Origin of the sequence: Thermobacillus sp. ZCTH02-B1, assembly GCF_002159085.1 — a bacterium.
Taxonomy (GTDB): Bacteria; Bacillota; Bacilli; order Paenibacillales; family Paenibacillaceae; genus Thermobacillus.
In genome coordinates, this window is sequence record NZ_LZRU01000015.1 from 1 (window position 1) to 23,063 (window position 23,063).

At 63.4% G+C, this 23,063-nt stretch carries 18 protein-coding genes; 16 read left to right on the forward strand and 2 right to left on the reverse strand.

From position 1 onward, the window contains the following. The first annotated feature begins 1,664 nt into the window (after window positions 1-1,664). On the forward strand, window positions 1,665-2,477 hold the full coding sequence (locus tag A9Z00_RS07160) for a DUF2935 domain-containing protein (RefSeq protein ID WP_296975493.1): 813 nt from the start codon (window positions 1,665-1,667) through the stop codon (window positions 2,475-2,477). A 149-nt stretch (window positions 2,478-2,626) separates the two neighbouring features. Continuing rightward, a complete protein-coding gene (locus A9Z00_RS07165) occupies window positions 2,627-4,759 on the forward strand; it encodes a right-handed parallel beta-helix repeat-containing protein (RefSeq protein ID WP_296975494.1) in 2,133 nt (710 codons plus the stop codon). Window positions 4,760-4,977: 218 nt separating this feature from the next. Here the strand turns inward: A9Z00_RS07165 and A9Z00_RS07170 are convergent, their stop codons facing one another. Beyond that, window positions 4,978-6,147 carry a conserved virulence factor C family protein gene (locus tag A9Z00_RS07170; protein WP_296975495.1) on the reverse strand — a complete coding sequence of 390 codons (1,170 nt, stop codon included), beginning with the start codon at window positions 6,145-6,147 and terminating at the stop codon, window positions 4,978-4,980. A 203-nt stretch (window positions 6,148-6,350) separates the two neighbouring features. Between A9Z00_RS07170 and A9Z00_RS07175 the strand changes: the two genes are divergently transcribed. From A9Z00_RS07175 to A9Z00_RS07185, 3 genes are all read left to right on the forward strand, one after another. Next, window positions 6,351-7,412 (forward strand): Gfo/Idh/MocA family protein, encoded by a 1,062-nt coding sequence (locus tag A9Z00_RS07175; protein ID WP_296975496.1) that lies wholly within the window; start codon window positions 6,351-6,353, stop codon window positions 7,410-7,412. Window positions 7,413-7,728: 316 nt separating this feature from the next. Beyond that, window positions 7,729-9,348, forward strand: a complete 1,620-nt coding sequence (locus A9Z00_RS07180; protein ID WP_296975497.1) for an ABC-F family ATP-binding cassette domain-containing protein — start codon at window positions 7,729-7,731, stop codon at window positions 9,346-9,348. Between the two features lie 192 nt (window positions 9,349-9,540). After that, window positions 9,541-10,470 (forward strand): cation diffusion facilitator family transporter, encoded by a 930-nt coding sequence (locus tag A9Z00_RS07185; RefSeq protein ID WP_296975498.1) that lies wholly within the window; start codon window positions 9,541-9,543, stop codon window positions 10,468-10,470. Window positions 10,471-11,216: 746 nt separating this feature from the next. Here A9Z00_RS07185 and A9Z00_RS07190 read toward each other — a convergent pair. Beyond that, entirely contained in the window at window positions 11,217-11,546 is a 330-nt protein-coding gene (locus tag A9Z00_RS07190) for a helix-turn-helix domain-containing protein (RefSeq protein WP_296975499.1), read from the reverse strand. A gap of 135 nt (window positions 11,547-11,681) precedes the next feature. Between A9Z00_RS07190 and A9Z00_RS07195 the strand changes: the two genes are divergently transcribed. The 11 genes from A9Z00_RS07195 to A9Z00_RS07245 all read left to right on the forward strand — a co-directional run bounded on the left by A9Z00_RS07195 (window position 11,682) and on the right by A9Z00_RS07245 (window position 22,673). Further along, the gene (locus tag A9Z00_RS07195) at window positions 11,682-11,822 is read left to right on the forward strand and encodes an anti-repressor SinI family protein (RefSeq protein WP_296975500.1); all 141 of its coding nucleotides are present in this window, start codon (window positions 11,682-11,684) and stop codon (window positions 11,820-11,822) included. A 175-nt stretch (window positions 11,823-11,997) separates the two neighbouring features. Continuing rightward, window positions 11,998-12,765, forward strand: coding sequence for a YveK family protein (locus A9Z00_RS07200; protein WP_296975501.1), 768 nt, complete (start codon window positions 11,998-12,000; stop codon window positions 12,763-12,765). Window positions 12,766-12,778: 13 nt separating this feature from the next. After that, window positions 12,779-13,426 (forward strand): CpsD/CapB family tyrosine-protein kinase, encoded by a 648-nt coding sequence (locus tag A9Z00_RS07205; RefSeq protein ID WP_296975502.1) that lies wholly within the window; start codon window positions 12,779-12,781, stop codon window positions 13,424-13,426. 22 nt (window positions 13,427-13,448) lie between these two features. After that, a complete protein-coding gene (locus A9Z00_RS07210; protein WP_296975503.1) occupies window positions 13,449-14,735 on the forward strand; it encodes an efflux RND transporter periplasmic adaptor subunit in 1,287 nt (428 codons plus the stop codon). Next, window positions 14,732-16,492: a hypothetical protein gene (locus A9Z00_RS07215; protein ID WP_296975504.1), complete on the forward strand. Its 1,761-nt coding sequence runs from the start codon at window positions 14,732-14,734 to the stop codon at window positions 16,490-16,492. The genes A9Z00_RS07210 and A9Z00_RS07215 overlap by 4 nt, the downstream gene beginning before the upstream one ends. 196 nt (window positions 16,493-16,688) lie before the next feature. Next, window positions 16,689-18,620 (forward strand): asparagine synthase-related protein, encoded by a 1,932-nt coding sequence (locus tag A9Z00_RS07220; RefSeq protein WP_296975505.1) that lies wholly within the window; start codon window positions 16,689-16,691, stop codon window positions 18,618-18,620. A 6-nt stretch (window positions 18,621-18,626) separates the two neighbouring features. Then, a complete protein-coding gene (locus A9Z00_RS07225; protein ID WP_296975506.1) occupies window positions 18,627-18,761 on the forward strand; it encodes a paeninodin family lasso peptide in 135 nt (44 codons plus the stop codon). 78 nt (window positions 18,762-18,839) lie between these two features. Then, window positions 18,840-19,775 (forward strand): aldolase, encoded by a 936-nt coding sequence (locus tag A9Z00_RS07230; RefSeq protein ID WP_296975507.1) that lies wholly within the window; start codon window positions 18,840-18,842, stop codon window positions 19,773-19,775. Next, a complete protein-coding gene (locus tag A9Z00_RS07235; protein ID WP_296975508.1) occupies window positions 19,772-20,068 on the forward strand; it encodes a lasso peptide biosynthesis PqqD family chaperone in 297 nt (98 codons plus the stop codon). Before A9Z00_RS07230 ends, A9Z00_RS07235 begins: the two co-directional genes overlap by 4 nt. Further along, on the forward strand, window positions 20,065-20,571 hold the full coding sequence (locus tag A9Z00_RS07240; protein ID WP_296975509.1) for a lasso peptide biosynthesis B2 protein: 507 nt from the start codon (window positions 20,065-20,067) through the stop codon (window positions 20,569-20,571). Before A9Z00_RS07235 ends, A9Z00_RS07240 begins: the two co-directional genes overlap by 4 nt. Then, a complete protein-coding gene (locus tag A9Z00_RS07245; protein ID WP_296975510.1) occupies window positions 20,571-22,673 on the forward strand; it encodes an ABC transporter ATP-binding protein in 2,103 nt (700 codons plus the stop codon). The genes A9Z00_RS07240 and A9Z00_RS07245 overlap by 1 nt, the downstream gene beginning before the upstream one ends. The last annotated feature ends 390 nt before the right edge of the window (window positions 22,674-23,063 follow it).

Sequence of the window (23,063 nt, forward strand, 5' to 3'; positions counted from 1 at the left end):
GCGGCGACGATCGTTCGGCACAGCAGGAAGCTCATCCTGAAACTGGCTCACGACTTTCCATACCGCCATGCGTGGAAGCGAATCGAAGCGCGGCTGGCGACCATGTCAGGTTAGAGATTCCCACAATTTTACATGGAAAACCAAAAGCCCCTTGCGGTGGGGGAGGGGGGAGGAATACCTTTCAACGCTGACGGGGAGTTGTCTGGCTGGGAACTTCCCTGTTATTTACAGGGTGTTATGCGCTAACATCTCGTGATTTTACCGAAACAATGGGCTTTCGAAATTTAGGATAAATTATTCATTCAAGGCCGTTCGGGATAGGGTGTTACATGGCCGGGCACCGCTCCCTCCGTCTTAATATGGAAAGACGAGAAATATATTATCCTAGAGATGGAAATATTGACAAAAAAATTATTTTTATATATAATTAAGAATACAATTAAATAATATCAAAAAAATCGATAAAGGAGAACTTTAGACAAGCTGCTGCAGCACAATTATCAATGACTGTATCAGAATCAATTCAGACAACATTTTCACCTGAGATTTCTTCGATATTGGGGTGGAGTGGAGCACAAATTGCATCTAAACTTGGAATAACATATCAGGCTTCACGCCATTTTGAAAGGACATATGGTCCGATTCAAATTCCTGCTGGAAAAAAATATACGATTTATTGCGCACCTACCTAATAATATAATTTGTATGAATTTGAGGTTTGGGAAGACGATTGGCTTTATGATGATTTTATAGGATTGTTCGAATATCGTGATCCTACCGGACTATACTTTTACTGGCAAGATGAAACAGGATGGTAATCATCAGAATTTGATATCCAAATTACAACCAGAAAAATGAGGAGTCGCTTTCCAAAGTGCACTGGAACGTGAGAACAAGAAATATACTCGCGCTTGTTTTCTTCGCTTGTTCGGTCATACTGACCGTTGCAGGGTTCGTCTGCTTGCTCAACAGCACTGAATGGGGGATGGAGAAAGCCCTCCATTTGATTGGGCTGTATCAGCACGTGGAATCGGACAAGACAGATATTTTCGGGCAGTTCCTCCAATCTTTCATCTGGACGTACCAAATATTCGGCATATTGCTTGTTGGACTGGGCGCGATGGCTCTATGGATTTGCATCATGCTGACGTTTAAGTTGAAATAACAAATGCCGCCCATGCTCTGGCTATCGTCACTTCCAGCTGGAGCATGGGCATTTCTGTTCAGGCGGGAGCTTTCCGTTTTCGCACACTCGGCACGATACGCGCAGTTGCGTGCAATCGGTGGACGCGAATGTCATCCCCGGCTTCGAATCCGATATGAGCGTCGGGCTCATGGACCGGCGATTCTTCTGACCGCAAGTGTAAGGAAGGGAAGCGGCGGACCATGCAAAATGACTAACGGACCGGAAAGGGCGTCAGGCGGCCGGCGTACGCGAATTCGGGGCGTCGATCGCGCCGTTCGGGGATGACGGCTCGGTGCTACCCGAGGTCACATGGATCAGACGAGCGGTGCTGCCGTCTTCTTTTTTTGTCGGCGGTCCGCGCCCGGCCGGACGGCCGGTATCGTGCCTGCTGACGGCTTGCCTTCGTTCTGCCGCTCCTGACGTGGTCATATACTCCATACGGTTGTCACGACAGCCGGAAAGGAGCGGAGAACGTTTCATGAACATGGCGAGCCTTGCGGAGGAGGGACCGCTGTTTGAACACCGGTTCTGGCTGCAGATTCTGGGCGACCACGCCCGCTTCATCCTGATGGCGCTGTCGCCGGCGGAGCGGGAGGACGTCCGCCGGGCCGAGTCGTTCATCGCGCGGTTCGACGCGCTGCTCGCGGCCGCCCGGATGCGGGACGCGGAGACGCGGCTTCCGGCGCTGAACCGGGAGGCGGCGGAGGCGACCCGGGAGCTGAAGGCGTTCAAGCTCGATCTGCTCGAGCGGCTCCTCACCGGCAAGGTGGACCTGCTGTTCACACCGACGTTCCTGAACCACATGGTGAACGAGCTCGAGGAATACGAGCGCATTCTCGCGGAGCTGCTGGCCGGTCGTCCCGTGCCGCGCCTTCACCCGCTGCACTACGACATCGTCTGGCTGCAGGACGCCATCGGACACGCGGCGGAGCTGTCGTACGACATGGACCCGGTGGAGCGGCGCTGGATCGAGAAGAGCCGGGCGTTTCAGATGGAGTTCGGGGCCTTTTTCCTGAAAGCGATCGAAATGGCGGGGTATCTGCGCACTTCGCTCGGCACGTTTCCCGCCTTCGAGAAGTTCCACTCCGACATCGATCTCGAGATGAAGCTGTTCATGCGCTTCCTGCAGGAGCTGGAGGAGCTGCAGATCGGACCGAAACTGCTGGACCGGATCCATCCGCTCATGCCGGACCATATGTTCCGCGAGGAATGCTACTATCTGACGAAGCTGGCCGCCTACGGCCTCGTGCCCGATCCGGGGTGCGACCCGTCGAGGCCCAGGACGGCCTGACAGATACGGCTTCCGTCCCGGCCGCCGACTGTCGATTCGGATCGAAACAGGGAATGAAATCCCAATTATTGCAGAACTGTGCGATATACCCATTCCTTGTCCAACAAAATCTCGTATACTGAAACGGGACGAGGAAGGGAGTGATCGCGATGAAGCGATGGATGGGCCGACTGCTGCTTGCGGCGCTGCTCATCCTGACCGGTGCGGTCGCAGCGGCGGACGGCCAGTTGTCCGCCCAGACGGAGAAAGCCTATCGCCTGGTGCCCGCCGATTTCGGCATCTACACGGACGGTACGCATCCGGTCGAGACGACGAAAGGGTTCAACGATGCGCTTCAATGGGCGCATGAACAGGGGTACACGACATTCATCGTGCCGCCCGGCACCTACATGATCAAGAAGGGCGTGAAGGGTCAGTCCAGCCCCGACGCCCGGATCAACATGGTGCCGAACATGAAGCTCGTATTTGAAGAAGGCGCCGTGCTCGTGAAGGAGCCGAACGACGCGGAGCGGTACGATTTGCTCTTCATCGGCTACGGCGTCAACAACGTGACGATCCGGGGAGGCGTCTTCGTCGGCGACCGGGACCAGCATGATTACAGTCAGAAAGACAGCCCGTATTCGGCGGGGACGCACGAAGGCGGGATCGGCATTCTGGTGGCCGGCGCGAAGAATGTCACGATCGAGGGAATCGAGGCGTACGGATTCACGGGCGACGCGATCGCGATCGGCGGCTACGGCCAGATGATCCGGGATCTGTACGCGGGGCATTTCGTTTCCGGCACGATCGGAGAGGACGGCCAGCCGGCGCCCGACCCGAACCGGATCCGGACGGCCCAGCCGGTGAAGCTGAGTCACGAGCTGTTCCAGAAAGAACCGTACTTCGAACTGTCGAACAACATCAACCTTCCCGCCGAATTCGACCTGTATTTCTATGACGAGGCCGGGAACCTGATTGGCGCGAAGAAGGAGGTGCGGGTCCGGCAGCGGCTCCGCATTCCGGACGGCGCGGCTTCGATTCATCTCGTGTTCGAGCGCTCGACGAACACCGGCTCGTACATCGAAATCTGGTGGCGGGCGCCGTCGCGCAACGTCATCATCCGCAATTCGGATCTGCACTACAACCGTCGCCAGGGCATCACGATCGGCGGGGCGGACAACGTGCTGATCGAAAACAACGTCATTCACGGCATGCGCGGGATCGCGCCCCAATCCGGCATCGACGTCGAGGGCGGTTACGGCCAGAACGGATTTCTCAACACGAACATCGTGATCCGGAACAACAAATTCTACGACAACGCCTCCTATGACATCATCCTGTACGACGGCTACAACGCGGTCGTGGAAGGGAATCATCTGGCGTCGAAGGGCGCCATCGGGGTCGCGGTATCGAAGCCGTTCACGGGAGCGGTCATCCGGAACAACCATTTCGACGGGACGCGGCTTTTCGTCTACCATGACGTGGCGATCATCGGCAACAAAATGAACGATTCGTACACGTTCATCGAGGGGCCGAACGTCATTGTCGACGGGATGAAGTTTACGGACGCCACTTTCAACGTGAACAGCATCGAGCCGTTCGGCGTGGAAGTCCGGAACGTCACGATGACGCACAACAAGCGGGCGGACAGTTCCTTCGGGATCTGGGTGGAGCCGATTCGCATCACGAACCTGACGATCATCGGCGAATCGCGGCTCGGCGTCATCAAAGCGGGCAACGCGGAAGGCAACGTGTTCACGAACCTGCGGCTCATCGGCCACAGCGGCGGCACGCTGCCGCCCGGGACGTACAACGGATGCTACTTCGAGGAGGCGCCGGAGAACAAGCGCGAGCTGTCGATCACGAAAGGCGGCAAGTACGTGTTCGAAAACTGCACGTTCAAGGCGCCGATCATCCCGCTCGGCATCTACCACGTCGACGCGGATGTGACGATCCGCAAATCGGTCGTGGAGCTGACCGGCGACAGCCACGGCGTGAACGTCGGATCCGCGAAATCGTTCGTGTTCGAAGAGAACACGGTGCTGGCCAACAACCTCAAGCGGAAGGAACTCGAGCTCGTGAAGATCAACGACTACTGGCAGCGGGACAAACCGTACGACGTGCAGAAGGTCGTGATCCAGAAGAATGTGATCGAGTCGAACATCGAGGCGCGGGGCATCTCGACGATGTATGCGGGTATCGGCGCTCCGCCGTACATTGTGAAGGACAACACGCTCTACAATGCGAAGTTGTTCCTGAAGGAGAACGACGTGCAATCCGGCAACCGGGAACTGACGAAGTGACGGAAATGGAACGGATGCCGCGGCGGTGAAGGTAAAAAAAGACCCGCTGGACGCGCGGCTTCACGCGGTCGGAACGGTCCCTTCAGCGACAGCGAAAATAACAACCATGCATCGGCCGGACTCCGCGAAATGCGGAGTCCGTTTTGATGCTGATGTTCAATCCGAATGGAAAGGCCTCCTCGAAGGAGGGGGCGGCCTCATGCTGGTTCTTGTTGCAGCTATTGCTGCGTGTCCCGGCGCTCGCGGCGGGCGGCGGGCATCTGCTGCCAGACCGTGCCCGCGGCCTCCTCGCCGCGCTCGATCCGCTCGAGCGCCATCCTGGCCTGCAGCCGGACCTCGAACTCCTCGTCCTCCGCCGCTTCGCGCAGGGCAGGCAGCGCCGACTCGTCCCCGAGCTCGTAGAGGAAGCGGGCCGCGCGCCAGCGGACGAGCTTGTTCGGATCCTTGAGCGCCCCGATCATCGCGGGCATCGCGGCCGGGTCGCCGAGGTCGTTCAACGTGTCGCCCGCGGTGCGGCGGACGGCGGGCGACCGGTCCCCCAGCGCTTCGATGAGCAGCGGCAGCGCCTCCGGCGAACGGAGATCGCCGAGATAGACGACCGCGAGCCGCCGGATCGAGACGTGGTCGTCGCGCAGCGCCTTCGCGAGCAGCGGCAGCATGGAGGGCTCCGGCTGCGTCCGCTCCAGCGCCGCGTAGCGCGTTTGCCAGTCCGGCGCCTCGAGCGCCCGCGCGAGCTCCTCCGCGGAGAGCGGCCGCCGTTCACGCGGCGCAACCGGAACGTCCGGCGCTGCCGGCCCCATCGCCTTCGCGGCCTCGACCAGCTCGCGCAGCCGCTCGTCCGGATAGGCGGCATCGAGCTCCGCCGCGACCTGGGCGGCGATCTCCTCCGGCTCCCCGTAGCGGATGCCGTACTCCTCCAGCCGACGCTCCATGATCAGCGTCGAGCCGGCCGCCTCGTGGACGGCGCGCGAGAATTTCTCGGGCAGCCCGAGGCGGGCCACCTCGCGGTCGCCGCTGCGGACGCGGACCTGCATCGGGATGCCGCGGTACACCTGCACGAGGACGTGCAGCTCGCCGAATGCGGCGTCCGGTCCGGCCGGCGCCGGTGCGGCGTTCGGATCCGCGCCCTCCGCCGTCTCGAAGAGCTTCGCCGCTTCGGCCAGTATCCGCTGCCAGTCGGCGCCGGGCTTGCGGTCGAGCGCGATGAAGTCGGCGGTGCGGAACACGCCCTTGACGCCGTCGATCTTGAGCAGGCTCCGGAGCGGCTCGGGCGCCTCCTCCGCCCGTTCCGGCGTGTACGCGGCGCGCCGTCCGGCCGGCCACCGCTCGTCGACGTTCAGCTTCATCGTGTTCGGACTCGGTGTCGGTTCCACGGACAACAGCTTCATGGCGGAATCTCCTCCTTGCGTCGCCCAAGGGACGGTTGCCGATTCATGACTGCTGATCCTATAGTAACCGATCTTCGCGTCCGAACCAAACCCGGATGACAAAAAAGGCACACAAGGAGACCAAAATCGCATCTGGGAAGGAGCCGTCCGCAGGACTATACTGAAGGGCGGAGAGAAACCATCCCGGGGAGGACATCCAAGGCATGACGGGCACAGTCCGCGTCGGCGTCATCGGCGCCGGCATGATCGGAAACGAACATTTGCGGGTATTCGGACAACTGGAAGAAGCGGAGGTCGCCGGCGTGGCCGACGCCTCTCCGTCCGCGGCCGAAAGCCGCGCGCGGGAGCACGGCGTGAAGGCGTACGCGTCGCCGGAGGCGCTGCTCGACGACCGGTCGATCGACGCGGTCGTCATCGGCGTTCCCAACCGCTATCACGCGCCGCTGGCGATCGCGGCGATGGAGCGCGGCAAACACGTGCTGCTCGAGAAGCCGATGGCGATCAACGAGGAGGCGGCGAGGCAGATCCTCGATACGCAGAAGCGGACGGGCCGCGTGCTCATGATGGCGCATCAGATGCGCTGGACCGGCCTCGCGCGCGCCGCCAAGGCGAAGATCGACGCGGGCGAACTCGGCCGCATTTACAACGCGAAGACCGGCTGGATCCGCCGGAAGGGCATTCCGGGTTGGGGAAGCTGGTTTACGCGCATGGACGAGGCCGGCGGCGGACCGCTCATCGATATCGGCGTCCACATGTTGGACCTCACCCTGTACCTGATGGGCAATCCGAAGCCGGTGTCCGTCTACGGCGCGACCTACGCCGAATTCGGCCCGCACCGGCGGGGGATCGGCGACTGGGGCACGCCGGACTGGAACGGTTATTACGACGTCGAGGATCTCGCGACGGCGCTCATCAAGCTGGACAACGGCGCGACGCTCTCCCTCGAGGTGAGCTGGGCGGCGAACGCCGCCGGGCTGACGGACAAGCCGTTCGTCCACCTGATGGGGACGGAGGCGGGCATCGGCATCATCGGCGACCGCGGCGTGATCGTGAGACAATCGGAAGCCGGGGTCGTCGAGGAGGCGCTCGAGCCGCTCGACGGCGAGGAGGACCGCGTCCTGCTGAGCCGGCATTTCATCGAGTGCGTCCGCGAAGGGAAGGAACCGATCGCGCCGGCGCTGTCCGGCTATGTGAACAACCGGATTCTGAGCGCGATCTACGAATCGTCCCGCACGGGCCGCGAAGTGCAGCTGAGCTGGGATTGATCCCGGCGGAACGGACATCCGGCGAGCCCCCGGGGCGGCATGGCCGCCCCGGGGGCTCGATTGCATTTGGCAGCGGCGCGGATCTTGCCGCCGTTGTACCTGGCGTTCGGGGCCTGCGGTTCGCTGACGGCCTTCCCGGTCGTGCAGGACGGATCCGCGTGGGCCTATGTGACCAGGCTGCCGATCCCGGTGCCGCGTTCCGGAAATCCGCGAGGCGGTACCGGGTGCTCCGGCGCGAATGACCGTCTGTGGCTTCTGTGCTATAATGCGGAAGGACGACATCCGAAATTACGGGAAGAAGCGGGGAAGTGATCCGATGATCAGCGTCAGCGGCGTGTCGCTCCGGTTCGGGAAGCGCGCGCTTTTCGAGGACGTCAACATCAAGTTCACGCCGGGCAATTGCTACGGCCTCATCGGGGCGAACGGCGCGGGCAAGTCGACGTTCCTGAAGATTCTGTCCGGCGAGATCGAGCCGACGACCGGCGAGGTGCACGTGACGCCGGGCGAGCGGATCGCCGTGCTGAAGCAGGACCATTTCGCATATGACGAGTACAAGGTGCTCGATACGGTCATCATGGGGCACAAGCGTCTGTACGACGTGATGAAGGAGCGGGAGGCGATCTACGCGAAGCCGGACTTCACCGATGAGGACGGCATGCGGGCGGGCGAGCTCGAGGCGGAGTTCGCCGAGCTGAACGGCTGGGAGGCGGAATCGGAAGCCGCCAGCCTGCTGAACGGGCTCGGCATTCCGAACGAGCTGCACGACCGGTACATGAAGGAGCTGGACGGCAACCAGAAGGTGCGCGTCCTGCTGGCGCAGGCGCTGTTCGGCAACCCGCAGATTCTGCTGCTCGACGAGCCGACGAACCATCTGGACGAGAAGTCGATCGAGTGGCTGGAGGATTTTCTGCTGCATTATGAGGGGACGGTCATCGTCGTCTCCCACGACCGGCACTTCCTGAACACGGTCTGCACGCACATCGCGGACATCGATTACGGCAAGATCCAGCTCTACGTCGGCAACTACGATTTCTGGTACGAGTCGAGCCAGCTGGCGCAGAAGCTCATGCGCGAGCAGAACAAGAAGAAGGAAGAGAAGATCAGGGAATTGCAGGCGTTCATCCAGCGGTTCAGCGCGAACAAGTCGAAGGCGAGGCAGGCGACCGCCCGGAAGAAGCTGCTCGAGAAGATCACGCTCGACGACATCAAGCCGTCGAACCGGAAGTATCCGTTCATCCAGTTCAAGCCGGAGCGCGAGGCGGGCAAGCAGCTCCTGCACATCGAAGGCCTGACGAAAACGATCGACGGCGTCAAGGTGATCGACAACCTGACGCTGACCGTGAACAAGGGAGACAAGATCGCGCTGGTCGGCCCGGAGTCGCTCTGGAAGACGACGCTCCTGCAGATTCTGGCGGGCGAGCTCGAGCCGGACGCGGGCACGTGCCAGTGGGGCGTGACGACGACGCGGGCGTATTTCCCGAAGGACAACTCGCAGTATTTTGACGGCGTGGAGTTGAATCTGGTCGATTGGCTGCGGCAGTTCTCGAAGGAGCAGGACGAGACGTTCATCCGCGGCTTTCTCGGGCGGATGCTGTTCTCCGGCGACGAGGCGCTGAAGAAGGCGAGCGTCCTGTCCGGCGGCGAACGCGTGCGCTGCATGCTGGCCCGGATGATGCTGTCCGGGGCGAACGTGCTGCTGATGGACGAGCCGACGAACCATCTGGATCTCGAGTCGATCACGGCGCTCAACAACGCGTTGATCGAGTTCGACGGAACGATGATCTTCACTTCGCAGGACCGCCAGTTCGTCTCGACGATCGCGAACCGGATCCTCGAGATCACGCCGCACGGCGTCATCGACCGGCTGATGACGTACGACGAATATCTCGGGAGCGACGAGGTCAAGGCGTTGAGGGAGCAGGCCGATTCCGCTTGATGGCACGGCGAAGCCGCCGGGCGCTGAAGCCCGGCGGCTTCGCGCTTGGGATCCCGGGCGCGGAAGGGCCGGCCTGCCGGCGGGTCGGGGTTGGCATGCGGACAGACTGTTGCATGGATGCATAAAATGCGCATCGCATCAAAACTGTTTCACTGGACCCACACGGACGCCGTCGGGTATGATACTGCTGTTGTGAAAGATTCGTCAGGAACGGGGGTGCCCGGGCTGGATCCGTATCAAAACATTCGCGCCGGCGAACGGGGCGCCTGGGCGAGCATTGCCGCGTATCTCCTGCTCTCGGGTGTCAAGCTGGCCGCCGGGTACTGGTTTTCCTCCAGCGCGCTGACCGCGGACGGGTACAACAATCTGTCCGATATCGCCGCTTCGGTGGCGGTGCTCATCGGCCTGCGCATCTCGCGCAAGCCGCCCGACCGGGATCATCCCTACGGCCATTTCCGTGCCGAGACGATTGCCGCGCTGATCGCTTCCTTCATGATGTCGATGGTCGGTCTGCAGGTGCTGTTCGATGCCGGACGATCGATCTTCACGGGGGACCGGGCCGCACCGGATCCGCTGTCCGCGTGGGTCGCATTGGGCGCCGCGCTCGTCATGCTGGGCGTCCACTTCTACAACCGGCGGCTGGCGGCGCGCATTCGCAGCCACGCGCTGATGGCCGCGGCCAAGGACAATCTGTCCGACGCGCTGGTCAGCCTCGGCGCGGCGGCGGGCATCTTCGGCTCCCAGTTCGGCATGCCCTGGCTCGATCCGGCTGCCGCCGTCGTCGTCGGTTTGCTCATTCTCCGGACGGCCTGGGGCATCTTCTACCGTTCATCCCATGCGCTGACCGACGGATTTGACGCGAAGGAACTCGAGACGCTGCGCAACACGATCGAGCGGACGAAGGGCGTCCGCCGCATCAAGGACATCAAGGCGCGCGTTCACGGCAGCAACGTCCTGATCGATGTCATCATTCAGGTTGACCCCGAATTGTCGCTGATCGAAAGCCACCGGATCAGCGACGAGATCGAGCGCCGGATGGAGCGCCGGCACAATATCGCGAACGTGCATGTCCACGTCGAGCCGGATGAGGATGCGCGTTCGCCGCAGACGAACGGGTCGTGAGCGCGGGGCCGCCCCGGAATGGGTGGTCTCGCGCTTTCAGTTTCGGCGGAGGCGATGCCGGGAATGGGGGCAGGGGCGCGCGGCGGCGGCAAGAACGCGGGGATCGGCGCATGAACAGGAATAACGGTATGGCGTACCGTTGGCCGGCGGATGCGCGCGTACCGCGAGGGTTTTCGGGCCGTGTAACGGTACGGTGTACCGTTGGCGGGCCGGAAGCGGCTGATGAACGGGAATTAACGGTACGGTGTACCGTTAGCCGGCGGATGTGCGCGTGCCGCGAGGGTTTTCGGGCCGTGTAACGGTACGGTGTACCGTTGGCGGGCCGGAAGCGGCGCCTGAACGGGATTTAAAGGTACGATGTACCGTTAGCCGGCGGATGCGCGCGAGTCGCGAGGGTTTTCGGGCCGTGCAGCGGTATGGTGTATCGTCGGCACCCGGCTCTGAGCACACCTCGCGGCAGCAAATCGGCGCACGCGAATGCGCCGGTCAGTTCCAACGGGCGCACAGCCGTGACGGTCCCGGAGAATCGACGCCGATTCCCCGTGGACACGCCGACCTGATTCGCGTGAAGAAAGCCTCCGGCCCGCCGTTCGCGGCGGATCGGAGGCTTTCGCGTTGATGCGCCAAATTCCGTACACCCGGAGAATACATTTTGGAACAATATAGGGTTGACACGATACGAATTGTATCATATGATAGGGACAAGTTGTTCGATATCGTGAACTGTCCCGGCGAACCAGAGACCGTCACCCTTGTGACTTGCGCCACTTCTGGTACTCGAGAAATTCCCGGAACTGCTCCTTGTCGACGCCGGATGCCATCGCTTCCCGAACCAGTTCCGTCCATTCGGGGTCCAGCGCGCCTTCCGGATCATCCTCGCCGAACAGCAGGACGTGCATCGGCACGCGGAGGGTGGCGGCCATCTTCTCGATGAACTGGATGGACGGATTGTTCTGGATTCCCCGCTCGACATTGCTGAGATAGGACTTGGCCACGCCTGCGGCTTCGGCCAGTTCCGTAAGCGACATCCGGCGCTGCATCCGGATGGCCTTGATCCTTGCACCTATGCTTTCCATTGTCCGTCTCGTCCTTTGCATGAAAGTTCCTGACATCCTGGTCATAGGAATTATACCATAGTTCCTTAAAGCGAACAAATCGCCGCGTGCGGAGGAGAAACCGTCATGCATGAGTCTGGGGAGGCTGGTCAAAACATGAACGCCGGAGTGCGGACCTTCGATCCGGAATGGGCGGCGCTGATCGAGCTGGCGAGAAGAATCGGCCTGACGATCGAGGAGATCCGGGATTTTCTGCGCGACCCGGAACGTCTGCGGCGCACGAAATGCACGGAATGAAAGGTCGGAGCGGCGGCGCAGCCGGCGGCTTAACCGGCCGGCGTATGCCGGAATGTTCACTATATAGAACAATCCTTACCTTGACGGCGAACAAACCGTACAAACCGCCGATCCGCCCGTCCGCCGCGCCCGGAGCGGGCCGCGCCGCGGGCGGATCTTCCGGAGGCGACGATGCTTGAGATCCGAAGAGATTGATTTGCGGGAATATGTGCGGATCGTACGCCGCAGGCTTTGGCTTATCCTGTTGATGGTGCTGGGCTGCACGACGGGCGCCGCGTATATCAGCTATGCCACCTACGTCCCGCTCTATTCGGCGCAGACGAAGGTCTATGTGAACAACGCGGACGCCCTGGATCCGTTCAGCCGGGGGGCCATGACGATCGGGCAGATGTCCGCGAATAACAGCGTCATCGAGACGTACAAGGAGATCATCCGAACCCCGATCATCATGGACAAAGTGGTCGAACGTTACCCGCAGCTCGACGTGTCGACCGAAGAGCTCATCCGCAGCGTGTCCGTACACGCGCTGAACAACACCTCCGTCATGATCATTTCCGTCACCAGCCTGTCCCACGAACGGGCGGTGATGATGGTCAACGCGATCACGGACGTGTTCGTGACGGAGCTGCCGAAAATCTCTCCGGGCCATTCCGCCGTGCTGCTGACCGAAGCGAAGTTCGCGGCGAACCCCTCCCCGGTGAACGAGAAGCGCAACACCTACATCGTCCTCGCTTTTCTCGGATCGCTGATCCTGGCCGTCGGCATCGCGATTCTGCTCGACGTGCTCGACGACCGGATCAAGGACGAGGCGGATGTCGTGCGGGTGCTCGGCATTTCGACGCTCGCTTCGGTGCCGAAGACGCGGCTCCGGTCGGGCCGGCCCCGCAGCCGCAAGGGAGCCAAGGGAAGGATCGGTGAGGAAGCCTATGCCACGGTCAAATAAAGAAGCGCCGACGTTGCCGATTGACGACGTTTCGCCGTTCATGGAAGCCTACCGGACGCTGAAGGCGAACATCGAGTTCGCTTCCCGCCGCAAGCCGATCCGCTCCGTTGCGATCGCCTCGGCCACACCCGGCGAAGGAAAATCGACCACGGCGCTCTACCTTGCGTCCGCCTACGCGCGGGCGGGGCAGACGGTCGTCCTCATCGACGGCGACATCCGCAAACCGACGCTCCACCAGGTGATCGACCGGCGCCGCAGCCCGGGGCTCTCGGATTATCTGCTGGATCCCGGCATGATGCCGTCCTACGTGCTGAAGGACACGTTCATCGGCGCCGCGTTCATCAGCGCGGGGCGCAGCGTGCCGAATCCGTCGGATCTGCTCGCCTCCGAGCGGATGACGGAGCTGATCGCGCTGCTGAAGCAGGCGTACGACATGGTCATTGTGGACACGCCGCCGATTCTGGCGGCCATCGACGCGAAAATTCTCGCCGCCAAATGCGACGGCGTCTTGCTCGTGCTCGAGAGCGGCAAGGCGCGCGAGAAGGCGGTGCTGAAGGCAAAGGAAGAGCTGCTGCTGGCGAACGCGAACCTGCTGGGCGCGGTGCTGAACAAAACGAGCCGGAAATCGAACCCTTATTATTATGAAGGTTACGGCAAATGAGGCGAACGAGGGGGTACCACCGGTGCGAAGAGCGCGAAGGATGCGGCATACGGCGCGCGCGGCGCGGCATGCCGTCGTCATCGCGATCTGCTTGGCGATAACGCCGGGCTGTTCGCTTCTCGGCGCATTCTCCGCGTCGCCGAAGGAGGCGGTCCAGGAGCCGCAGCTCCGCACGGTCCGGACCGAGACGGCGGTCGTGCGGCAGATCGAGGAACCGATCCAAGTGACGGCGGATGTCCTGTCATCGGTCCAGTTTGACATCGAGCCGGCCGTTTCCGGAACGGTCGAGACGCTGTACCGGAAACTCGGCGACGAGGTGAAGGCGGGCGATCCGATCGCGCGGCTCGTCTCGGAAGAACTGGAGATGGCGCTGGATCAGGCGCAGGCCGCCGTCGCCCAGGCGAGGGACGCGCTCCAGTCGGCGCGCCAGGAGCTGTCGGTCAGACGCCAGGAGCTCGCGGCGGATCTCCGCAGGATGGAGCGCGAGCTGGACGAGAGGCAGCGTCGGCACAACAAGCTGCTCAATGATTACGACAGCGGCCTGGCGACGAAGGCCGATGTCGAACGGTCCGCTGCCGAACTCGACGCGTTCCGGCAGGACCTGGAACTGGCGCGCAAGCGGATGCAATCCTTGAACGATTCCGACAGGATCCGGGACCTGGAGAGCCGGCTGTCCGACGCCACGCGGACGCTGCAACACCGCAACGAGGAGATGGAGAAGCTGACGATCCGGGCGAAGGTCGGCGGCATCATCACGCAGCTTTCGTTGATTGAAGGCATGATGGTCCGCGCGGACGTGCCGGTCGGCCGGATCGAGCAGGTGAACCCGGTGCGGATCGTCGCGCTGCTGAACGAAGAGGGCGCGAACTACGCAAAGGGCAAGACCGAACTGAACTATGTGCTTCCCGGCGGCGAAGAGCGTGGACAAGCCCCCGTGAGCTTCCTGTCCACGATTCCCGATCCGGAGAAAAACGCCTATGTGCTGGAGCTGACGGTGCCGAACGACGACGGGCGGCTCAAGCCGGGCATGAAGGTGGCCGTCGAACTGTCGGAGGCCGCCGAACTGACCGCGCTTGCGGTACCGCAGTACGCCGTGCTCGAGGAAGGAAGCCGGCGGTTCGTGTATGTCATCGAGGACGGCGTTGCAAGGAAGCGCGAGGTGATGACCGGCCGGTCGACGCCGTCCTATTACGAAGTGCTGTCCGGCCTGAGCGAGGGAGAGCAAGTCGCGATTACCGGCATCAGCGCGCTCAAGGACGGAGAAAGGGTCGTCGTCGAGGGAAGCGGCAAGGAGGAGAGGACGAATTGAGCGGACAAGCATGGAAACGTTGGGCGTTATGGGTCATGGCCGTGCTGATCTTCATCGCGCCGGCATCGACGGGTTCGGGGTCGGCGCCCGTCGCCGTTGCGGCCGAATCCGCGGCGAACGACACGCCGTACAAGCTGACCTCGGCGCTCCGGGCCGGCGTGAAGACGGTGCTGAACGAGCGGGTGCCGGACGGCTTCCGGATCGGAGCGGTCGTGCGGCTGTACAACACCGGAAGCCGCTCCGTCGCCGTCCCGGGATACGAGGTGCGCGCGGTCACGACGGGCGGGGACGTCTATACCCTGATGCCTTCCGCCGACAATCCGCGCATCGTGCAACCGAAGGAGAAGGCCGAATTGAGTTACATGCTGAGGGTGGCCCGGTCCGACGCCTTCTCGCTGAAACGGCTCGAATGGGTGGAGGTGGACGAATACGTCTATCCGAAGAAGGAAACCGTCATCCTGAACATGCCGGTCGCCGGGCTTGAATGGTCCGGACCGTCCACAGTGTTCACGGACGCGAAGCGCCTCAAGGCCTGGGGCGATTCGTTCACGATCCCGACGGAATCCGCCGGGCTGGTCTACACACCCGTCCGGTTCTCGGAGCGGCATACCCCGCAGGGAACGACGGCCGTCCTCGTGCTGGAGGCGAAGAACACGGGCAGCCGTCCCGCCTGGGTTCCGGAGTTCACCGTGACCGGCAGGACCGAGCAGGACTACTACCCGGCGGAGCGCGCCGAGAGCGGCCCGATCGAGATTCAGCCGGGAGATGTGCGGTACCTGCACTTCGTCATGCGGCTTCCGGGCCCGGAACGCTGGACCGGCTTCACGATCGGCACGCCGGAATCGTTCAGCGATGCGAGCGGCACCGTACGCTATGAAGCGGGACGCCTCCAGATCAAGCCGCCCGCCGCGTCCGAGGCGCAGCAGATCCAAACCGTGTATTCCCTGTTCAACCCGATCCGCGTCACCTCGACATTCCGGCCGAACCTGGCGAAGGAAGTCGACATTTCGCTGGCCGAGGTGTACCGGTTCGAACAGGCGGGTGACGGGTATCTGACGGCCGTGGCGAAATTCAGGCTGCTGAACCGTTCCAGGGTCACCGTGGCCGTTCCGAATTTCGGCGTCGAGTGGACGACCTCGACGGGCGTCAGCTATGCGGGTGAAAGGCTGGAACCGCGGCAGAAAATGCTGTCGCCGGGTGTCGGCATGATGGTCGCCTACGTGTTCACGCTGCCCCTCTCGGCGGAGCGGGATACCAGGGCGCGCCTCACGCTGCTCGACGGCCATCCGGATACGTTCCAGCTGCCGGTCGGCGCGGTGGAAATCCGTCTCGATGAACTGGGGAAAGTCGCCAACCGCGACGAAGACGCCGACAACCTGTATCCGTTCAGGCTGGCCGTCGGCTCCGGATCGGTGGATGATGAATCCGGCATTCTCGGCCTCGAAATCGACCTCACGCGGACGCCCAACGTGGTGTTCGACGAGGAGTCCGTCCGCCTCAAGATCGAAATTGCCGACGGGAACGACCGGGTGCTGGCGTCCAAGATTTATGCGCTGGCCGGCCCGGAGCGGTTGACGTCGGGCCTGAAAACCTTCGATCTCGGCTTCGGAAACCGGACGAAGGCGGGAGCCGATACATCCGGATCGGACGAATCGGCCTTCAAGGGGCCGTTCATCGTGCGGGTCTATGAAGTGCTTGCGGCGCCCGGCGGGAATATCGAACGCCTCGTGGAATCGGTTCGGCTGCCGGCCGAATGAAGCGGCCGGCAGCCGCCGCGCGCCGGGCGGATGGAGAATCGGCGGCTGCGAATTACGGATTGACAGCGGGACAAATAGGTGTTACGATGCAGGTGCGTTCGTTATAAAGAATTTCCTGGGGCAAATATCCTGTTTTGTCCATCATTTTTTCGGTTAATGTTCACTATAAGGAACAACCGTAGGATCGGAGGGCGGCATGAGCGCCATCGTCGCCATCTACGACAGATGCGGCAATCCGGCGGCTTCGGAGCAGGGGAGTGCCATGATGCGGAAATTGGCCCGGTTTCCGGCGGACGACGAGCGGACCTGGACCAGGCCGGGGGTTTTTCTCGGCTGCCGTGCCCGGTGGATCACGCCCGAATCGGTCGGCGAATCCAATCCGCTGCATGATCCGGAGCGCGGGCTCGCCGTCGTCGCCGATGCGATCCTCGACAACCGGGAGGAGCTGTGCGATGCGCTCGGGATCGGAGCCGGCCGCCGCAGGACCCTGACGGACCCGGAGCTGCTTCTCTTGGCCTATGACGCCTGGGGCGTGCGGATGGCCGAGCGACTCGTGGGCGATTTCGCCTTCGCGATCTGGGATGAACGCGGGCGAAAGCTCTATGCGGCCCGGGACTTCTCGGGGACCCGGACGTTGTATTTCACCCGGGATCCGGTCCGCGGCACGGTCTGGATCTGCACGATCATGGGACCGCTCCTCGGGACCGGACATGTCAGCGGAGCACTGAACCGGCAGTGGATCGCCGATTTCCTGGCCCTGCCGTTCACGACCGATGCCGTGGATGCAAGGCCCACGGTCTATGAAGGCATCGAACAGATTCCTCCGGGGCACTGGCTGGTGGCGGATGCGGAAGGCCGTCTGACGCTGCGGTCTTATTGCAGCATCGAAGTGCCGCGGGAGAGGCTGAGACTGAAGTCGGATGCGGAATACGAGGAGGCGCTCCGCGATGTGGTCGGCCGGGCGGTCAGAGCGAGGCTCCGCGCGCGCCGGAACATCGGGGCGCATCTCAGCGGCGGGCTTGATTCGGGAACCGTCGCCTCCTTCGCCGCCCGCGAGCTGCAAACCCGGGGCCAGCCGCTGTACACGTTCAGCTACGTGCCGCTTGCGGATTTCGAGGGCAGCTGGGCACCGCGGACCCGGATCGCGGATGAACGGGAGTATATCCGCGCCGTCGTCGATCATGCCGGCAACATCGTGCCGACCTACTGCGATTTTCCGGGCCAGAGTCCGTATTCCGTCATCGACGAGTGGCTGGACGTGCTGGAGATGCCTTACAAGTTCTATGCGAACTCGTTCTGGACGCTGGGCATCGGCAGACTGGCGGCGGAGCGGGACATCTCCGTGGTGCTGACCGGGCAGCGCGGCAACTGGACGATTTCCTGGGGACCGGCGCTGGATTACCAGGCCGGGCTGCTGAGGCGCCTGCGGCTTGTCCGGTTTTACCGGGAGCTCACCGGATATGCGCGGCAGATGGGTGCCAGCCGGAAGCGGGTGATGAGAGCGGTCTGGCGGAAGGCGGTCGGCGGTTCGGCACCGACAGACGTCCCGGTTTTGGGAAGCCCGTTGCTGTTGGAAGAGACCGGGGCCTACGAACGGCTCAGACAGCACGGCATGTCCGGCGACGGCCGGGTGTCGGATGCCTACCGGGCCCGAAAACGGGTCTTCAAGCAGACCGCCATCTGGAACTTGACCGGCGTATGCAACACGAAACTTTCGCTTCGGTACGGCCTTTGGTACCGGGACCCGACCAACGACCTGCGCGTCGTGCGCTTCTGCCTGTCCGTACCGGAAGAGCAATGCGTGCGGGACGGCATCGACCGCGCGCTTGCCCGCCGCGCGACCCGCGGGCTGCTGCCGGACAAGGTTCGTCTGAACCAGAAGGTGCGCGGCCTTCAGGGGGCCGACAGCGTTCATCGGATGAAGCCGGAATGGCCGATGTTCATCCGCGAGGCCGAGGAGATGCTGGCGGATGAACGGATGCGCGAGTATTTGAATCTGGATGCCCTTCGGACGTCGCTGAACCATTTGAAGGAGCCGAAGCCGGAACAAGCGTTTGACCATCATTTTAGTTCCGTGATGCAAGCGATCATTTTCCGCCGTTTTGTCAAAAGACATGAAAGGAGGTGAAGGCACATGCGGAAGAAGGAATGGCAGGCGCCGGAACTGGAAGTGCTGGACGTGAGGAAGACGGCTGCTGGTTGGGGGCACAAAATCGAGGACGACTGGCAGAACGACCCGGACGATCCCGATTTCTGGTCCGCCAGCTGAACCTGACGACCTGAAGCGGAATGCGGCTGTGACCATCGCATGCCAGCCGCATTCCGGCCTCCGGATGGAGTGTTGACCGTGGCTGGAACGAACATCGTGTACCGATACCGGGCCTTCGGTCTCCGGATCGACAGCGACTTTCCCATTCCCGAACTCGGGGCATCGGCCGGTCCTGACGGAGCAGCCGACGTGGAGGTGGTGAGCCGGGGACAGGACGGCGGAAATGCCCTGACGGACGACGCGGACCGGCATTGGTTGCGGGCGGCGGAAGGCGTCGTCGAGTTCCGGATCCCGCGGACGGCCGCGTTTCGCATCGTCGAAGGAAAGCGGATCGAAGTGCGGGCCGACAGCGGAGCGAACGAAGACAAGATCCGGCTGTACGTGCTCGGCACGTGCATGGGCGCCGTCCTGCTGCAACGGCGCATGCTGCCGCTTCACGGCAGCGTCGTGACACGGAACGGGCGCGCCTACGCCATCGTCGGGGATTCGGGAGCGGGCAAATCCACGTTGTCCGCGGCGCTGCTCGAGCTCGGGTTCCGTCTCGTGTCGGACGACGTCGCCGCCGTCGTCTTCGACGAGCGGGGAACACCGCTTGTCATGCCGGCCTATCCGCAGCAGAAGCTGTGGCAGGACAGCCTCGACCGTCTGCAAATATCCGGCAGCGGCTTCAAGCCGCTGGTGGAACGGGAGGCGAAATTCGCGGTCCCGGCCGGCGGGTCGTTCTGGCCGGAACCGGTGCCGCTGGTACATATTTACGAGCTCGTCCATTCCGACGGCCGGGAGCCGTCGATCAAGCCGATTGACCGGCTGGAGCGGTGCTATATCCTGTATCGCCATACCTTCCGGCGGTCGCTGATCGTGCCGTCGGGTCTTGCCGCATGGCATTTCGAGACGGCGGTGAGAATTGCGGAGAAGACCGGCATGTATCGGCTGTTCCGACCGGTGCGGGTGTTCGCGGCGCGGGAATCCGCGCGGCTCATCCGGGCGCATGCCGAGGGGGAGGTGAGCCCATGATCCGGCAGGAAACGATCACGTCCGAATGCATCGTCGTCCAGAAACCGGGCGCGATCGTCAGCGACATGGACGGCGAGAAAGTGATGCTCAGCGTGGAGAACGGCAAGTATTACAATCTCGGCAGGCAGGGCGGCCGCATCTGGGAGCTGATCGCGTCCCCCGTCGCCGTCACGGATCTGGTGACCACCTTGATGGCGGAGTACGAGGTCGACCGGGAAACCTGCGAACGCGACGTGCTCAAATTTCTGTCCGCGCTGCTGCGCGAGAACATGATCGAGGTGTCCCGCCCGTGAACAGGAATCAGGTCCTGCGGCCTTCGCGGGTGTTCTCCGTGGCGGCGAAGGCGATCCGGCTGATGCTGAGCCGTCCGGACGCGGCGGCGCTGCTTGCCGAGGCCTGGCTGTCGCTGGCATGGTCGCGGCTGATGCTCCTCCTGCCGTTCCGGCACCTGGCGCCGCGGCTCGGCGTACCCGGACGCGAGACGGAATGGCGGGAGCTTCCCCGCGAGACGCTGATGGAACTGCACCGCATCGCCGAGGCCGTCCGGATTGCCAGCCGCTACGCATGGTGGGATTGCAAATGCCTGGTCCGCGCGCTGGCGGCCATGCGGATGCTGGGGCGCCGGGGCATCGAAAGCACGCTGTATCTGGGGACCGGCCGGGACGCGGACGGCCGTCTGGCCGCCCATGCCTGGCTGCGCAGCGGTAGCCGGTACATTACAGGCGCAGAGGAGAGAGACAGGTTCACCGTCATCGGCATGTACGCCGCCGTCGGACGGAACCTGGAGCGGACATGATGAACATCCTCCTGCAAACGGCGGGCATGATGCGCAAGTATGCCGGCGGCGCGGCTGCGCTGGTCGTCCTGGGTACGGTGCTGGCGGGCATTTTCGAAGGCGTCGGCATCCTGCTGATCGTCCCGCTGCTCGGGGCGGGCGGCTTTCTGGACGGATCCCGGGATGCGGTGCCTCTCATCGGGCCGCTGCTGGCCGGTATCCGGCATTGGCCCGCGGAGCTCCTGCTGCCCGTGTTGCTTGCCTCGTTCGTGCTGGTCGTCGCCTGCCAGAGCGGGCTGCAGCGGTTTGTCACCGTCCGCAGCACGGAAATCGTGAATCGTTGCGGACGGCAATTCCGGATCGAACTGTTCGAGGCGCTTCAGGAAGCGCGATGGAGCTTCCATCTGCGCAAGCGTCGCGCCGATCTGCTGAACGCCATGACGAGCGAGGCGGCCCGCTTGCAGACCGGGTTCGCGTTGATGCTGCAGGCGGCTTCCGCCCTGATCTTCACCGTCCTGCAGTTCGGCATCGCGCTTGCGATCTCCTGGCAGCTCACGGCGCTCGTGCTGGCATGCGGCGCAGCCGTGCTGCTCGCGTCCCGCCGGCAGGTCCGGAAGGCGAACGCGCTGGGCCGTCTCACGACGGATCTGGTCCAGGAATATGTGGCCGGCGTCAGCGAGCAGCTGCAGGGCTTGAAGGACATCAAGGGCAATGCGATGGAGGAGGGCGGCCGCCTCTGGATCCGTTCGATTACGGACAGGATCCGGCGGGAACAGCTCGCCCATGTCCGCCTCCGGTCGACGACCGAGGCAGCCTACCGGATCGTCTCGGCCGCGCTTGCCGCGGGCTTTGCCTGTGCCGCCCTGCTCGTCCTCCATACGCCGCCCCATGCGTTGCTTACGATCTTCATCATCATGACGCGGCTGTGGCCGCGGATCACGACGCTGCAGACCCAGGCGCAGCAGTTCGCGTCCAATGCGCCCGGGGTCGCTTCCGTCCTCGCGCTGCTCGAGGAAAGCCGGCGGGAGCGCGAATCGGACGTGTTCGCAACGGAACCGCCGTTCGCCGGCGGCTTCCGGACGGACGGGAATGCGGCGGCGCCGGATTCCGGACTTCCGGCCGCGCGGAAGCACCCGCCGGCCGGAGACACGGGGGAACCCGGATCACCGGCGCGGAATGCCGCGGAAGTTTCGCCGGCAACGGCGGCGCCGGGCTCCGGATCGTCGGTGCGGGCCGCTGCGGGAGCTTCGCCGGCGGCGGAATCGGGTTCGTCCGCCGCGTCCGGCCGCCGGCCGGATCCGGCGTCGGCGAGCCCCGTCCTCCCGGTTCCGTCCCGATCCGCGAACGGCGAGGCGGAAGAGGCGGGCGGCCGGCTGCGGCTCGAGCGGGGCATCCGGCTGAGCGGCGTCGTCTTCGGCTACGAGACCGGCGGCGGGCGGCGGGCGCTGGACGGCGTCGATCTCTTCATCCCGGCGGGTTCGGCGACGGCGATCGTCGGCCATTCCGGCGCGGGCAAGAGCACCCTCGCGGACCTGATCATGGGGCTGATCCGGCCGCAGGAAGGGACCGTCCTGTACGACGGCAGGCCGCTGAACGGCAGGATGCTGCATGAGCTCCGGCGATCGGTCGGCTACGTGCCGCAGGATCCGTTCCTGTTCGGCGGGAGCGTGCTGGACAATCTCCGGATGGCATGTCCCGGCGTGACGGAGGAGGAGGCGTTCGAGGCGCTCCGGCTTGCGGCGGCCGACGGGTTCGTCAGCCGGCTGCCGCGGGGCATCCGAACGCCGGTCGGCGACCGCGGCGTCCGGCTGTCGGGCGGCGAACGGCAGCGCATCGTGCTCGCGCGGGCCATCCTGAAGCGGCCCAGCCTGCTCATCCTCGACGAGGCGACCAGCGCGCTCGACGCGGAGAGCGAACAGGCGATCCTCGCATCGCTCGACCGGCTCCGGGGCAGCATGACGATCCTCGTGATCGCGCACCGGCTCTCCACCATCCGCGGCGCCGACCAGATCGTCGTCCTGGAGCGGGGGCGCGTCGTCCAGTGCGGGCGATACGCGGCGCTGGCGGCCGAGGGGAGCGGCCTTTTCGAGCGGATGCTCCGACAGCAGGCGACCGGGGGTTGAAACATGGGCCACGGGCAGAAGCCGTTATGAAAATCATGAAAAAATTCTTTCTTGACACGTTCTATATAGAGAACATACAATGAAACCGGGTTCGCGGCCGAGAACACACCGTTTGTTTTGTTTTGTTTTGTTTTGTTTTGTTCGGATGTTCTTTATAGAGAACAAAAAATCCCGCACGATGTTTTTTCAGGAGAACAACCGACCGATCCGCCGGCGCCCGGCCCACGGGACGGTGGCGGCGCGCATGGCCGTCGGGAGCGCCCGCGCCGCCGCCCGACGGGTCATGCTTGCCTGCTTTCATGTTCCGGTTTCCGGACGGGCCGGAGGCCCCTGGGGTGCACGGGCCGCACGAAACCGGCTCATCAAGGCAGGCAAGCCCGCATGGGAGAA

Bases quoted from the DNA above. Each gene is read 5' to 3' on its own strand.
- A9Z00_RS07175 (WP_296975496.1), top strand. From the start codon at position 6,351: ATGACGGGCACAGTCCGCGTCGGCGTCATCGGCGCCGGCATGATCGGA.
- A9Z00_RS07245 (WP_296975510.1), top strand. From the start codon at position 20,571: ATGAACATCCTCCTGCAAACGGCGGGCATGATGCGCAAGTATGCCGGC.
- A9Z00_RS07225 (WP_296975506.1), top strand. From the start codon at position 18,627: ATGCGGAAGAAGGAATGGCAGGCGCCGGAACTGGAAGTGCTGGACGTG.
- A9Z00_RS07195 (WP_296975500.1), top strand. From the start codon at position 11,682: ATGAACGCCGGAGTGCGGACCTTCGATCCGGAATGGGCGGCGCTGATC.
- A9Z00_RS07180 (WP_296975497.1), top strand. From the start codon at position 7,729: ATGATCAGCGTCAGCGGCGTGTCGCTCCGGTTCGGGAAGCGCGCGCTT.
- A9Z00_RS07165 (WP_296975494.1), top strand. From the start codon at position 2,627: ATGAAGCGATGGATGGGCCGACTGCTGCTTGCGGCGCTGCTCATCCTG.
- A9Z00_RS07235 (WP_296975508.1), top strand. From the start codon at position 19,772: ATGATCCGGCAGGAAACGATCACGTCCGAATGCATCGTCGTCCAGAAA.
- A9Z00_RS07220 (WP_296975505.1), top strand. From the start codon at position 16,689: ATGAGCGCCATCGTCGCCATCTACGACAGATGCGGCAATCCGGCGGCT.
- A9Z00_RS07190 (WP_296975499.1), bottom strand. From the start codon at position 11,546: ATGGAAAGCATAGGTGCAAGGATCAAGGCCATCCGGATGCAGCGCCGG.
- A9Z00_RS07170 (WP_296975495.1), bottom strand. From the start codon at position 6,147: ATGAAGCTGTTGTCCGTGGAACCGACACCGAGTCCGAACACGATGAAG.
- A9Z00_RS07160 (WP_296975493.1), top strand. From the start codon at position 1,665: ATGAACATGGCGAGCCTTGCGGAGGAGGGACCGCTGTTTGAACACCGG.